Origin of the sequence: Baaleninema simplex PCC 7105 (assembly GCF_000332355.1) — a bacterium.
GTDB classification, from domain to species: Bacteria; Cyanobacteriota; Cyanobacteriia; order Cyanobacteriales; family Geitlerinemataceae; genus Baaleninema; species Baaleninema simplex.
The window spans coordinates 625,963-639,581 of sequence record NZ_KB235958.1 but is presented as its reverse complement, the minus strand read 5'-3'; the positions used below and the strand labels follow the sequence as shown (position 1 = coordinate 639,581).

At 54.6% G+C, this 13,619-nt stretch carries 15 protein-coding genes and 1 pseudogene; 7 read left to right on the top strand and 9 right to left on the bottom strand.

The features are described 5' to 3' along the window. Positions 1–133: 133 nt before the first annotated feature. From GEI7105_RS40940 to GEI7105_RS40930, 3 genes and pseudogenes are all read right to left on the bottom strand, one after another. A complete protein-coding gene (locus tag GEI7105_RS40940; protein WP_375339037.1) occupies positions 134–451 on the bottom strand; it encodes a hypothetical protein in 318 nt (105 codons plus the stop codon). Between the two features lie 22 nt (positions 452–473). Beyond that, positions 474–737, bottom strand: a pseudogene (locus tag GEI7105_RS40935) (IS701 family transposase); the annotation flags it as partial. Beyond that, the gene (locus GEI7105_RS40930; RefSeq protein ID WP_192816698.1) at positions 622–1,047 is read right to left on the bottom strand and encodes a hypothetical protein; all 426 of its coding nucleotides are present in this window, start codon (positions 1,045–1,047) and stop codon (positions 622–624) included. The gene GEI7105_RS40930 and the pseudogene GEI7105_RS40935, both read right to left, overlap by 116 nt. Before the next feature lie 224 nt (positions 1,048–1,271). Here GEI7105_RS40930 and GEI7105_RS0104790 point away from each other — a divergent pair, with 224 nt between their 5' ends. From GEI7105_RS0104790 to GEI7105_RS0104770, 5 genes are all read left to right on the top strand, one after another. Next, on the top strand, positions 1,272–2,633 hold the full coding sequence (locus GEI7105_RS0104790) for an NAD(P)/FAD-dependent oxidoreductase (RefSeq protein ID WP_017659351.1): 1,362 nt from the start codon (positions 1,272–1,274) through the stop codon (positions 2,631–2,633). Continuing rightward, on the top strand, positions 2,566–2,868 hold the full coding sequence (locus GEI7105_RS0104785; protein WP_017659350.1) for an ArsR/SmtB family transcription factor: 303 nt from the start codon (positions 2,566–2,568) through the stop codon (positions 2,866–2,868). Before GEI7105_RS0104790 ends, GEI7105_RS0104785 begins: the two co-directional genes overlap by 68 nt. Positions 2,869–2,931: 63 nt before the next feature. Further along, on the top strand, positions 2,932–4,398 hold the full coding sequence (locus GEI7105_RS0104780) for an efflux RND transporter periplasmic adaptor subunit (protein WP_017659349.1): 1,467 nt from the start codon (positions 2,932–2,934) through the stop codon (positions 4,396–4,398). A 41-nt stretch (positions 4,399–4,439) separates the two neighbouring features. Further along, on the top strand, positions 4,440–4,976 hold the full coding sequence (locus tag GEI7105_RS0104775) for a hypothetical protein (protein ID WP_017659348.1): 537 nt from the start codon (positions 4,440–4,442) through the stop codon (positions 4,974–4,976). Positions 4,977–5,236: 260 nt separating this feature from the next. Next, positions 5,237–6,043 carry a radical SAM protein gene (locus GEI7105_RS0104770; RefSeq protein WP_026097435.1) on the top strand — a complete coding sequence of 269 codons (807 nt, stop codon included), beginning with the start codon at positions 5,237–5,239 and terminating at the stop codon, positions 6,041–6,043. A 172-nt stretch (positions 6,044–6,215) separates the two neighbouring features. On the opposite strand, the gene GEI7105_RS29075 is transcribed toward GEI7105_RS0104770, so the two are convergent. Then, positions 6,216–6,878 carry a hypothetical protein gene (locus GEI7105_RS29075; RefSeq protein ID WP_017659346.1) on the bottom strand — a complete coding sequence of 221 codons (663 nt, stop codon included), beginning with the start codon at positions 6,876–6,878 and terminating at the stop codon, positions 6,216–6,218. A 186-nt stretch (positions 6,879–7,064) separates the two neighbouring features. On the opposite strand from GEI7105_RS29075, the gene queF reads away from it, so the two are divergent. Both queF and GEI7105_RS40330 read left to right on the top strand, forming a co-directional pair. After that, positions 7,065–7,508, top strand: coding sequence for a preQ(1) synthase (gene queF / locus GEI7105_RS0104760; RefSeq protein WP_017659345.1), 444 nt, complete (start codon positions 7,065–7,067; stop codon positions 7,506–7,508). Next, entirely contained in the window at positions 7,495–7,617 is a 123-nt protein-coding gene (locus GEI7105_RS40330) for a hypothetical protein (protein WP_281166972.1), read from the top strand. The genes queF and GEI7105_RS40330 overlap by 14 nt, the downstream gene beginning before the upstream one ends. 192 nt (positions 7,618–7,809) lie before the next feature. On the opposite strand, the gene GEI7105_RS0104750 is transcribed toward GEI7105_RS40330, so the two are convergent. The 5 genes from GEI7105_RS0104750 to rimP all read right to left on the bottom strand — a co-directional run bounded on the left by GEI7105_RS0104750 (position 7,810) and on the right by rimP (position 13,442). After that, positions 7,810–8,031: a hypothetical protein gene (locus GEI7105_RS0104750; protein WP_017659344.1), complete on the bottom strand. Its 222-nt coding sequence runs from the start codon at positions 8,029–8,031 to the stop codon at positions 7,810–7,812. Positions 8,032–8,182: 151 nt separating this feature from the next. Then, the gene (gene infB, locus GEI7105_RS0104745) at positions 8,183–11,242 is read right to left on the bottom strand and encodes a translation initiation factor IF-2 (RefSeq protein WP_017659343.1); all 3,060 of its coding nucleotides are present in this window, start codon (positions 11,240–11,242) and stop codon (positions 8,183–8,185) included. 5 nt (positions 11,243–11,247) lie between these two features. Beyond that, positions 11,248–11,583 (bottom strand): YlxR family protein, encoded by a 336-nt coding sequence (locus tag GEI7105_RS34420; protein ID WP_082901633.1) that lies wholly within the window; start codon positions 11,581–11,583, stop codon positions 11,248–11,250. After that, positions 11,580–12,890, bottom strand: a complete 1,311-nt coding sequence (nusA, locus tag GEI7105_RS29070) for a transcription termination factor NusA (RefSeq protein ID WP_051044117.1) — start codon at positions 12,888–12,890, stop codon at positions 11,580–11,582. Before nusA ends, GEI7105_RS34420 begins: the two co-directional genes overlap by 4 nt. Positions 12,891–12,989: 99 nt before the next feature. After that, positions 12,990–13,442, bottom strand: a complete 453-nt coding sequence (rimP, locus tag GEI7105_RS0104735; protein WP_017659341.1) for a ribosome maturation factor RimP — start codon at positions 13,440–13,442, stop codon at positions 12,990–12,992. Positions 13,443–13,619: the final 177 nt, after the last annotated feature.

The following is a 13,619-nucleotide window of genomic DNA, read 5'->3' as shown; positions in this document are numbered from 1 at the left end:
CACCTCTACCCAGGTGCAATCCTCCTACGGCTTGTGCCTCGAGGCGCAAGCGACGACATCTGCAACTCCGCCTTGAGTTCGCTCGGGTTTCTACCGCTTGATTTTCTCTTCTCTCCAGAACGGCTGCTTTTTGTCAATCCCTATGACCCTTCTGAGTTTTCTGCACCACTAAGGAACTTGCATTCATGACGATAGCAAAGGTTCTTTCTCCTTGTAGACGTGACAGCTCTGCCGTACCCGTCGCCACCCACAGGGTTTTGGGCTTGTTTAAATTTAGAGAAACTGGCGTAAAGTCCTCTTCTGGTAAGCTTTTGGCATATTCATCAAGGCGAATCTTCTGCCAATTTTCTCCCGATTGATTCAGCCAGATTTTCCGATTTTTGGCGACGGCTCCTAGATACTTCAGTCGGCGAGATTCGAGTCCCTTTAAAAAATTTGTAGTTGTTACCATAGCCGGCATCCATGAGGACGATTCCCGGTCGATACCCTCTCTTTAAACTCCGGTCAATTAATTCTAAGGCGATTTCGGGTTTCTTTTTGAAAGAGGGATCTTTCTTGCCTGAGGGTAGGAACTGGCTGGCTGATAGATTTCTACATCCAGAGGTCAAATTTTTTTTGCCATCATAGAGATGGGTCGTTACCGCCACGATTCCGTTGTCGAGCTTGCCGATTTCTCCGATGTACTGTCTTCCCACACCTGCGGTGAAGTTGTCCGCTTTTTCGATGTCCTGTATCATCGAGCAGCAAGGCAAATCCCCGACCCACTCGGGTTTGATGGCAGGAGTCCACCACCTTTAAACGACGTTCGTTAATACGCTTCTCCGTCCCAAGGGGATTACCGTTATAAAATGATGTAAGCGGTTGTAAACCACTCCCACCGAGTCGTTTGCCATCTGAGTTTATGTTTTTTCGCTGGCTTTCCCCGAGTAATCCTCCCAAATAGTGTCTAAACCCCTTTTTTTGTGCTTGGGTTTTGAAGTCGGGGTCGAAACGCTTGCACCACTTCTCAAAGCAGGGTGGCATAGCGGCTGGGGTGGTCTCTCTCATGGGGGACACTCTCCACCTTAAATCCTTGTCAGTCAAGGGTTTTGCTTTTATTTTACCTTTTTTACCGTTTAAGTCCCGCTAAAAGGCAGACGCAAAAAAACTTAAGATTTCTGTCTTGACAATATTACTAGCTACTCATATAGTTGATATATAAAAAGAAACAAATTTTTTAGCGATCCCAACTGGGTGGGAACGCCAAAATTTCTGTACGGATAGGAGGAATCATGGCTCATATCGCGATCGTCGGCGGTGGGATTGGCGGTTTACCGACCGCTTACGAACTGAGACACTTACTGCCGCGCGAGCATCAAGTCACGCTCGTCTCCGATCGATCGAAATTTACGTTTATCCCGTCGTTGCCGTGGGTGGCCTTCGATATGACGCCCCTTGAAAACGTGCAGCTCGAAATCGAGCCGCTGTTGAAATGGCGGGGCATCGACTGGGTCGATGGTAAAGTCACCCATCTCGATCCCGAAGCGAAAACCTTAGTTGCGGGCGATCGCACCCTCAATTACGACTATCTCGTGATTGCAACCGGAGCGTCCTTAAACACCGACGCCATCCCCGGTTTGGGGCCCGACAACGGCTATACCCATTCCGTGTGTAACCCACACCACGCGGAAATGGCACGGGAAGCCTGGCTGAAATTTGAAGAAAACCCCGGACCGCTAGTAGTCGGTGCCGTACCGGGTGCCAGTTGCATGGGGCCGGCTTACGAGTTCGCCTTGCTGGCCGACTACGTCTTGCGAAAACGGGGACTGCGCGATCGCGTTCCCATTACCTTCATCACCCCCGAACCCTATGCCGGACAGTTAGGCATTGGCGGTATGGCGAACTCTGGAAAGTTGGTGACGGAACTTTTCAAAATGAAGCAGATCGAGTGGGTCGAAAACGCCGCCGTTACCGAAATCTCTCCAGAAGACGTTTGTTTGTCTGACGGTCGCCGCTTCCCCTTCAAATACTCGATGTTGCTACCACCGTTCGTGGGGGCGCAATTCTTACGAGACGTTCCCGGTTTGACCGATGCCAAAGGGTTCGTTCCCGTTTTACCGACCTATCGGCATCCCGAGCTTCCCTCGATTTATACCGTGGGGATCGCCTCCCAACTGGCACCGCCAGAAAAAACAGCCGTTCCCCTCGGCGTTCCCAAAACCGGACAAATGACCGAGTCGATGGGAATGGCAGTCGCCCACAACATCGCTCGCGACCTGGGCGTCATCAAAAGCGCTCCCGTCAAACCCGCCCTCGAAGCCATTTGTATGGCGGACTTTGGCGATACCGGAATTATCTTCATCGCTCAACCCGTCGTCCCAGACAACAAAACTCGCACGCGACGCCGCTCGATCGCCAAACGGGGAATTTGGGTCAGTTGGATCAAAATAGCCTTCGAGCGGTTCTTTATGGCGAAGATGCAGAACGGTCTGGGGGTTCCTTGGTTCGAGAAATTGGGGCTGAATCTACTCGGCATCCGTCTCGTCGAACCCTTATCCGAGGCCGAACGACTAGAGGAAATGACTCATGGATCTGGATCTCGCCCTTCCGGAAGCCGATTTGGAGTGGCTCGCGAACCGCTTCAAAATTCTTAGCGAACCGACGCGATTGCAAATTCTCGCTGCGATTTGCCAACAGGAACGAAAAGTTTGCGAGATTTGCGATCGCACTGGGCTGTCCCAAGCCAACGTTTCTAAACACCTGCGACTGCTCAAAGACGCTGGCGTCGTCGCCTGTCGTCGCGAGGGCGTCAGCCGTTACTACCGTCTCGTCGATCGCGACTTGCTCGATCTCTGTACGAAAGCTCGCTGTCGCAACCCGGCGAAATAAATCGGTCGTGCGACGGTTTCTGTCAGCGATCGCCACCCCTCAACCTTTCACCCTCGTACTGCCATGACACACTCGTTCCTACACTTACAGCCGGACAAACATCTCTTACAGAAAGTCGGTACCGTCGGACTGGTCGGCTTGTTAATGGCCAGTGCTGGGGGAGCGGGTTGGATTGCGGCGCGTCAAGAACGCGAATCCATCGCCCACGCCGCCACCGAAACCGCCAACTTTCGAGTCAAAACCGCCCTAGCCGAACGGAATCCCGTCGAAGCCGATCGCGTCCTGACCGGTTCGGTCGAAGCGGTCAATACCGTGACGCTGACCAGTCGCGTGGCGGGGACGATTCGCGAGTTGTCCGTTGAAGAGGGCGATCGCGTGCGGGCTGGAGATCCCATCGCCTTTATCGACGTAGCGGACATTCAAGCCCAGCGGACTCAAGCCGAGGCCAGCATTCCACAAGCTCAAGCCTCTGTCAGCGCGGCGCAGTCGGCCTACTTGGCGGCACAGTCGCAACAGAACCAAGCTCGAGCTTTCGGGGTCGAAGCCCAGGCGTTTCGTGCCGAAGCCCAAACGCGACTCGACCAAGCGATCGCTGCCCACGAAACCGCGAAAGCACAACTGCAAGAGGCACAAGCCAACCTCGAGGATGCTAAGCTCAACCAGCGACGAATGACGATGTTGCAAGCCGACGGTGCTGTGAGTCAATCGCGCCTCGACGACGCCAACACTCGCTTGGCCATGGCAGCAGCCCAAGTCGAACAAATTCGCTCGGAAATCGATCGCCGCAGCGGGGCGATCGAACAGGCGCGGACGCAAATCCAACAAGCCAACGCCCAAGTCGAACAAGCTAGCGCCCAAGTCGAACAGTCGCAAGCGCAGATCGAACAAGCTAGCGCCCAAGTCGAACAAGCCGAAGCGGGGGTTCAACAAGCTCGAGCCCAAGTCGATCGCACGATCGCCGATCTCGATTACGGTACAGTTACAGCACCTTTCGACGGCGTCATTACCCGCAAGCACACTGATGTCGGGGCAATGGCGGGAGCGGGACAGTCGATCGTTACCCTCGAAAGTACCGATCGCCTGCGGTTTAGCGTTCCAGTCCCCGAATCTCTGGTGGGACAACTGAAACTGAACCAACCGATGACGGTTCGGATCGACGCCCTCGATCGCGCCGTGCGGGGTCGCGTCAGTCAAATCGTTCCGTCCTCCGATCCCAGGGCGCACAACTTCACTGTCAAAATCGATCTCGATCCCGATAACGGCGTCATGCCGGGGATGTTCGGTCGCTTGGCACTGACGAGTCAAAACCGCGAGGCGTTGATGGTTCCCACCGAGGCGATCGTCGAACGGTTGGGCATTCAAGGGGTGTACGTCGTACAGGGTAACCAAGCCTATTTCCGCTCCGTCGTCACTGGCGCAACGCACGGCGACGTCGTGGAAATCTTCCGAGGCGTTGAGGAAGGCGATCGCATCGTTCTTTCCCCCGTCAAAGAACTGCGCGATGGCAGTCCCGTCGCCCCAATTAATTAATTCAACGAAGCGATCTCAAGAACAGCGATCGGTGGTGACTGGTGACTGAAACACTGCTCACCGCTCGCTGTTGGCTGAAAAAGGGGTGGGTGGGGTGGGGAGGTGACGACGATACGGCGATCGCAGGGGCGATCGTCCTTTCCAAACAAACTCAAAACGAAATCAGGAGGATACTGAATTCTATGGCAGACTTATTTTCTCCCGAATGGATGCAAGGTTATCAAGCGCAATGGAACGCAGAATCCGAGCTGTCCGACGCTCTCGCGAAGATTAACTTCACAGCGAACATCGGCTACGGCTTCAAAGGCGACGACAAACCGACTGGCGTGTTAGTCATTGAAAACGGAAAAGCAGTTGCGGCTGAAGCCTACGACGGTCAAGAATTGAACTGGGATCTCAGAGCCGATCGCTCCCACTGGGAGAAATGGTTGAAAAACGGCTTGAACATGATGGGAATGGGCATGGCCTACACGAAGGGTAATTTGAAGTTTGTCGTGGGAGACTACGGCGCAATGGTGAAAGACCCTCGCATGGTGGGGCCGTTCATCAAATCCTTCTCTGTGATGGGTCGCGTTTAGAAAGCGCACGAACCATCGAGGTTTCGGAACCGCCGCACGAACAGTCCGAATGCTTCGATCGTGCGATAAGAAGAGGTCGCGACGCTCTCTGACGTTCGCCAACAGAATTTGCTGCGATCGACGATAATAGAAACTGAGGGTAGATTTTATCTCGACCCTCAGTTTTTCCATATCTACATTTTCGTCTAATAGCTCTCTTTTAAACTCGTTGCCGTTCGTCTACTGCTGCCCGAGACTCGCCGTTACCCTACAAGTTACCCATGTCCGACGATTTTATCTCTGTTTACGGTCCTGTTACATCTTGGCGTTATGGTAAATCCCTGGGTATCGACCTTATCGGCCCGGTGTCTACCTGTAGCTTCAACTGCGCCTACTGTCAGCTTGGGGAAATCCAAGTACGAACCGCCCAACGTCAAGTTTTCGTTCCGACGGAAAAGGTACTGGAAGATTTACAAGCCTTTGCGCCGTGGGATGTTGATGTCATTACGTTTAGCGGTAACGGCGAACCGACGCTCGCACTCAATTTAGAAGAGGCGATCGTGGCGGTCGAACAGCTCACGCGAAAATCCATTGTCGTGTTAACCAACGCGACGTTACTCGGCGATCTCGAAGTTCGACAGGCTCTGTCGAAAGCCGATCGCGTCGCGGCAAAATTCGACGCCGTTTTTCCGGCCGATCTCCAACGCATCGATCGCCCGGTGTTTGGCATTAACTGGCAGAGTATCTGGGCGGGGTTGCAGGAACTCCGTCAAGATTACACCGGGATTCTCGAAATCCAAACTATGCTGCTGTCGCAGTGGAGTGAAGAACAACAGGCGGAATACATACGTTTGATGAATCTGTTACGACCCGATGCCATTCAACTGAACACGCCCACTCGTCCGAAACCCGTAACGCCGCACTTAGAAACGCGAGGCAATCATTCTGAGGCGGCCAGTCGCCCCTACGAAGTGCGCGTTCTCAAACAGGTTCCGTTCGAGGTATTAGAGAAAATTGCCGCGCGAATTCAGGCCGAAACCCACATTCCAGTTCGCTTTACGCCGACGCGATCGCACGTTTCTCGATAAAGAGATGATGAGATGGCGTCGGTGCATGACGCAAAAAGGCCATGTCAACGTCTACATCCAACATTTTTCATTGGTCAGTTGGTGGTGCGTGACAGATCGATCGGTCTCAGGATCGACACCCGATTTTTCAAGTCACGCACCCTACGACTACGACTGGTAACTGAAACACTGTTCACTGTTCGCTGTTAAAGGGGGGTTGGAGTTGTTGCGGTTGAATTTGCGAGGGTTGGCGATCGAGCAGCGGACGAACGAGCCAATAACCCGCTCCAAATGCCGTCACCACGATCGCCGCAATTCCCGCTAACAACCAAAGTCCTCCTCGATCGGAGAAATCTTCCCCAAAAACGTTCGCGCTCGGATCGAACTCCGAGTCTGAAAACGAGCTTGACAGAGACGGATCTTCCATCGACTGCGGAACGTGAGGCGAGTTGGGATACACGGGGGGCAAATCGGAGCTTTTGTCCGGGCGCGTGACGGCTGGACGAGCAAAGGTTTCGCGCGGGCGATCGCTACTCTGAGTGCGAGGCGAACGGGGTGGAGAGACCCGTTCTGAATTGACATGAGACGTGAGGTGAGGTTGAGATTTTAAAGCGTCAGCTACTTTTTTCATGTGGAGTGTCGAGTTGACGACTTTTGCCACCTCAGATTGCAGTTGTTGGTTGTGTTGGCTCAAAGACTGATTTTCCCGCGTCAGTTGCTGGTTTTGTAGGTGAAGGGAATCCAGCATCGCTTGGGTGGCTTGAAGTTCGGCAGCGAGTTCGCGATACACCGTTAAAGGCACAGAGGGGTTCTGTCCGTTGGGACTGCCCGAACCGTAGGGGTTTGGATGTTGCATGGGTAGCTTGCTAATCTAGATAGGTTGAGTCGGTGCGCGTTGCCCACTTGATGGGTTGGATTCTTCGGTTCCAGCCTCTTGTTTTTAACTATGCCTCAAAATGGTGGAAATCGAAACTCTTTTTCGGGGTTCGAGCCATGCGATTGTTGAGATTCACTGATTCACTAAAGGGAAGGTCAAGCATATATGAGCGATTTGCATTCAGTCTCGAACAGTATTTCGGAGAACGAGACGGCTGAAGCGGCAACCGAGGTCAAATATGGCGAACGGGAAATTCAAGAGGGCAAACTCATTACGTTTCCCAATCCTCGTGTCGGACGTCGGTACGAGATTCAGATAACGCTACCGGAGTTCACTTGTAAGTGTCCGTTTTCGGGATATCCCGATTTTGCCACGATCGAGATTACTTACGTTCCCGACGAGCGCGTGGTGGAATTAAAGGCGATCAAGCTGTATATCAACAGCTACCGCGATCGCTATATTTCTCACGAGGAATCGGCCAATCAAATTCTCGACGATTTCGTGGCCGCTTGCGATCCCTTGGAAGTTCGTTTAAAAGCCGATTTTTCCCCACGCGGTAACGTCCACACGGTTATCGAGGTGCAACACGTCAAAGGTGATTCTCTGTAAGAGGCGATCGGTATTAGCAGAGGCTGTGTGGGGTGCGATCGCTGCCTCGATCGCCGTTGACTGTCGGGGTCGAGGTACGATCGCCCAACAACTGATTTCGTGCTGTTAACCTGAGAAATTCTAAAAGTCCGGGGAATTCGAGTGTAGCGATCGACCCCTCGGACGAATTTCAGATCGAGACCGATCGGAGCGATATATTCAGATCGAGTGTCGTGGGGAACGGGCGAAGCCGGGGGAACGCTACCGAGGGGTTCGCAGTCGATCGCCACCCGTGCATCGCCGTCAGTCGATCCCGGATCGGTTAGTACGCTAGAGTTTCCAGAGTTTCGCGCAGGTAATCGCAAACTTGGCGATCGAGATTTTGTCGGTCGAAGGAACGGCGTTCTTGCCGCTCGAGTTTCCAGCGTTGGAATCCAGAACTGGCGGCGATCGCAGTTTTCAGGTTTTCCCAAACCCGAGTTTGGCGTTCGCCGTTGGGAGTCGTCGATGCAGAACCGTTATAGGCCGATGCAGAACTCGCCATATTGCACCTCACTTGGAACGCTAATTGTTTCGCTCTGTTAATTTTCAGTCTAACACTGACTTCGAGATTGCTGCCAAATCCGGCGGGGAAACGCCAAACGAATAAGAGACGCGACCGAGCGCGCCTCTTATCGTTGACAGTCCCTTAGCGGCTAGCGGGACGACGAAGACGACGACAGCGTTCGACGCTTGGTTGCCATGCGGTAGGCGTAGATAACATCGCCTTCACTCCAGTTGTTGAAGTTATCGAGTCGGATACCGCACTCGTAACCGCTGTTGACTTCCTTAACGTCGTCGCGAACCCGGCGCAAGGAGTCGAGAATGCCTTCGTGAACCACGTTTCCGCCGCGCAGAACCCGAACCTTGCTGTTGCGAACCACTTGGCCCGACAGCACGTAGCATCCTGCCACTTGACCGCGTCCGGAGGGGAAGATGGCGCGAACTTCGGCCTGACCGAGTTCTTCCTCGACGAGTTCGGGTTCGAGGAGACCTTCCATCGCCCCTTCAATATCGTCGAGCAGCTTGTAAATCACGCTGTACTCACGAACGTCTACCCCTTCGCGATCGGCAGCTTGACGGGCGCCGCTGGCGAGGGTGGTGTTAAATCCGAGAATGACGGCGCTACTGGCGGCTGCTAAGTCGATGTCCGTTTCAGTCACTTCACCGGGGGCTGCTAACAACACCCGCAATTGAACCTCGTCTTGGGGGAGTTGGTTCAACGCGCCGAGAATCGCTTCGACCGATCCCTGTACGTCGGCTTTGAGAACCAAGTTGAGTTCCTTGAGTTCCCCTTCGCTGGCGCGAGCCGAGAGGCTGTTGAGGGTAACGCGGCGAGAGGCCATGGTCTGCTGCAAACGAGACTGGCGTTTCTCTTCGTTGCGTCGGTCGGCTTCAGCCCGAGCTTCTTTTTCGTTGGTGAAGACCTCGAATTCGTCCCCGGCGTCGGGAACGTCGCTCATCCCCAACACTTCTACCGCGAAAGACGGTTTAGCTTCTTCGACACGATTGCCGCGATCGTCGATCGTGGCACGAACTTTACCGAAGACAGAACCCGCCACGAGAACGTCGCCGACACGCAGCGTTCCGTTTTGAACCAGCAGCGTCGCCACCGGACCGCGAGATTTATCCAAGTGCGCTTCGATGACCGTTCCTTTCGCGGGGCGATCGGGGTTGGCGGAGAGTTCTTCAATTTCAGCTACGAGCAAGAGCGTTTCGAGCAAGGTATCCAGGTTGTCGCCGCTAATAGCGCTCACTTCAACCATTTCACAATCACCGCCCCATTCGACGGGAACGAGATTGTGTTCCATCAGCTCTTGTTTGACGCGATCGGGGTTAGCCTCTTCTTTGTCGATCTTGTTGACGGCCACCACTATCGGGACGCCTGCCGCTTTAGCATGGCTGATGGCTTCGAGGGTTTGCGGTTGCACGCCGTCGTCGGCAGCCACCACCAGAATGGCAATGTCCGTCACGCGAGCGCCTCGAGCCCGCATCGCTGTAAAAGCTTCGTGACCCGGCGTATCGAGGAAGACGATCTGTTGGATCTGACCGTCCCGTTCCACGTCCACGTGATACGCTCCGGTGTGTTGGGTAATGCCTCCGGCTTCCCCTTGAGCCACCTTGGTTTTGCGGATCGAGTCGAGCAGGGTCGTTTTCCCGTGGTCGACGTGACCCATAATCGTGACGACCGGCGGACGTAATTGGAGATTTTCCAAATCCGCCGCATCGAGCATTTCAGTGATTTTGCGAGCTTCCGATTGAGCTTCGGGGGTGCTGACGTCGATGCCGAGTTCTTCGGCCACCATGCTAGCGGTGGGAATGTCGAGGGTTTGAGTGATGTTGACAGCCAGGCCTTGCATGAAAAGCCGTTTGACGATTTCCGTTTCGGGAACGCACAGCACGTCGGCCAGTTCTCGCACCGTCAAACTGCTCGTCAGTTCGACTTCCGAGGGACGTTCTGGCTTGACCGTCCGTTCGCGGCGATCGCGTCGCTGGCTGCGCCCCGAGCCACTGTCGCTACCTCCGCGAGATGGCGTCGGTCGTTTTCGCGCTCCAGGGGTCGGCCGGCTTTCCGATTTAGTTTTCGGCGGTTTGGGCGGGCGGGCGATCGAGCGACTGACTTCGACAGCGCCTTGGTTACTGTCGTGCAGGTCGGACTCGAAATCGTCGTCGTCGTCTTCAATGGGACGGCTGCGACGCTTCGATTTGGGAGCTTTACTGGGTTTTTCGACAAACTCTGTTGTTTCCTCCTCGTCGCTGCGGCGTTTTTTCGTTTTCGCTTTGCGAGGGGGTTTCGGACGCTTGAGGGTTAGGGTATCGACTTCGTCTTCCTCATTGACGCTATCGTCCTTGCCCTTAGCTTGGGTTTCCTCGTCGATCGCTTCACTGTCGTCCGCGTTGGCTTTGGCGTTCAACCGCACCAGTTCGGGCGGACGTTTGAGTTTGGGAACGGGTCGTTTGGGTTCTGTATCGTCCTCGGCCTCTTTTTTGGCCGTCGGTTTCGACGGCTTCACTTTAGGCTTCGGTGGTGTCGCCGCTTCTTGGTCTTGAGGGGGTTGCGGTTTTTCGACGATCCGTTTGCGAGGCCGCGAGGACTCTGTCCCACTGTTGCGAGCGGGAGTGGGTTTTTCCACCTTGGGTTTGGGAGGCTGCGGCCGCGGCGGCGGACCGATGAGTTTCGGTACGTCTGCCTCGTTTTCTGACGGCGCTGAAAGCTCTGAAGGGGTATCTGAAGACGGCTCTGGAGCGCTCGTTTCTAGATCTTCGGCCAGTTGGCTTGGATGCTGGGGCGGCGCAGATACCTCTGCCTCGGATGCGGCGGGTGCGTTGGCGTCGTTGGGCGACGAAGGCGATTGAGGTCGCACGGGTTTTTCAACCAATTCAGGCGTTACCTTGTTGGAGAGAGTGGCGCTAACAGCCGGTCGCTCGATGTCGTCCGACTCGACAGATTGGGCGTTACGCGGTTTGTGCTCGATTTTCAAGATTTGCTGCTTTTTGCGATTCGGTTTGGGGGGGGATTTGGGTTGACGGGGGGGCGGCGCATTGACAACGGCATTTCGGGCCGCTTGGCGAATTCGATCGGCGTCTGCCTCTGTGATGGTACTACTATGGCTTTTATAGGCAATGTCGAGTCGATCGCAAAACGCCAGTATCTGTTTGTTGTCTACGTTTAACTCCCGAGATAAATCGTACAGTCTAACTTTGCCGTTGTTCATCCAATCTAACCTCTTATGTCATCATTTGCTTGTCCCTGGCGAATGGTGGATTCGTCTTGTGATTCGTCGGTTTTGGGCGGACGTCGTTCCCGTATTTCTGACAGACGCTGCCAAAGGGTCGAGTAAACCGATGGGGGTACACTGGCTCTGAGCGTGCGTCCGAGTCGGTTCTTTTTTTGGGCGGTTTTTAGGCAATCGGCTCGGGGACAAATATACGCCGATCGCCCCATCCCTCGATCTAATTGTAACTGATGGGATGGATGGACTCTGACGACCCGCCAAAAGGCATCTTTGGGGGCGACTTTTCCACAACTTATACACCGCCGAACGTTGGGTTTCATGTTTGAGAGTTCGTCAGTGTTTCTTTATATTCTTCCTCAGTTTCGGGACTCGAAGTCGGTGCGGCAACTTCCGTAACGTTCTCGTCTTCCTCGGGGGCGTCGATGACCGCAACGGCTTCAGGCTCGGAGGGTTCGTCGGCTTCCGGGGTCGTGTCTCGAGACGCTTCGAGGTCGCGTAGGTACTTGGCCGTATCTTTAATATCAATTTTCCATCCTGTCAACCGTGCAGCCAAGCGCACGTTTTGTCCTTCTTTGCCGATCGCTAGGCTCAGTTGGTTTTCAGGAACGAGGACGTGAGCTTGTCGGGCTTCGGGATCGACGAGGCGCACTTCGTCGACGCGAGCCGGAGATAGGGCGTTGGCGATGTACGTCGCGGGATCGGGCGACCAGCGAATCACGTCGATTTTTTCGCCGCGCAGTTCGTTGACCACGACTTGAATGCGCGATCCCCGAGCGCCAATGCAAGCTCCGACGGGATCGACATCTCGCTCGAGGGTATCGACGGCGATTTTGGTTCGCGGTCCGACATAACGAGAGGGAGGATTGGCCTCTCTGGCCACGGCAACGATCCGTACGACTTCGTCTTCGATTTCGGGAACTTCGTTCTCGAACAGGTACACGACGAGTCCTGCGTCCGCTCGAGAGACTTGCAGTTGGGGACCGCGATGGGGGCCTTCACAAACTCGCTTGAGCAGTACTTTAAACGTCGCGTTGGCGCGATAGTTGTCGTTGGGAAGTTGTTCGCGTTTGGACAGTTCGGCTTCGACTTCGGGACGGCCGAAACCGCTGCTGACGGCGACGATGGCCGATTGACGCTCGAAGCGCAAGACCCGAGCTTGTAAGATTTCGCCTTCGAGGTCTTGAAATTCTTCTTGAATGAGTTTTCGTTGTTGGTCTCGCAGTTTTTGGGCGAGGACTTGTTTGGTTTGAATGGCGGCCATGCGCCCGAAATCGTCCCGTTCGGGGGTCACGTCGAGAACGACGGTATCGCCGAGTTGGGCTTCGGCGGCGACTTCTCGGACTTCTTTGAGGGAAATTTCGCGATCGGTAACGCTGACTTCTTCGACGATGGTTTTGGTGGCTAAGACGCGAAAGCCTTCTTCTTCGATGTCGAGTTCTACTTCGACGTTGTCGAAATAGGTATCGTCAAATTGCGTTCCGTCGAGGCGTTGGGTGCGGCGATAGCGTTCGTAGCCTTTGAGAAGGGCTTCTCGCAGTGCGGCTTGAACGGCGGGTTTGGGCAGGTTACGCTCTTGACTGATGTTCTCGATCATATCTGCCAGTCCGGGCAAGCTAACCATAGACATAGTCGATCTCCTCCAGGTTTGTAGGGTGCTTGGTATCGAACGTTAACCTTCGTTAACGCACGGATGTTTGCGAACGGGTTCTACGGGGGGAGCGCCGCGTCAGTCGAGACGAACTGAGGCGATCGCTTCTCGCGGAACGGATAGGATCCGGCCTTTACAACTGAGCTTGACGTGGGTTTCGTCTCGGCTCACGAGCTGGCCGTTCCATGAGGTTTGACCTTTGTACGGTTCGGCGGTCGTGACGGTCACAGAAAATCCTTTGAAGGCGACGAAGTCTCGATCGCTGGTTAAAGTCTCGGACAAACCGGGACTTGAAATTTCTAGCACGTAAGCGTCGGGAATGACATCGCTAGCGTCTAGAGCGGCTTCGAGGGCGCGACTCATGGCTTCGCAGTTGTCGAGACTCGTATCGCCGTCGGGATTGCGGATATCGACACGCAACACCGGAGGGCGCTGGTTGGTTTGGAAAACCGCCCCGACGAGTTCTAAGCCTAAATCTGCGGCGACAGGGGTTGCCAATTCTAAAATTTTGGGGATCGGGGGATGGGTCATAAAGCGAACTGCAACAAAAAAAGTGGGTACGCACCCACTTCACCAAATTTCGGCGACTTCGAGAGGCTTCTAATCTCGAGGCCGAGGGATTCCTTCGACGTGCCAAACTGGCCAAAGGAAGACGATCGGATCGCTGGTGGTCTCTCGACCTTCTTTCACCGAGCGTCTGTGGTATGC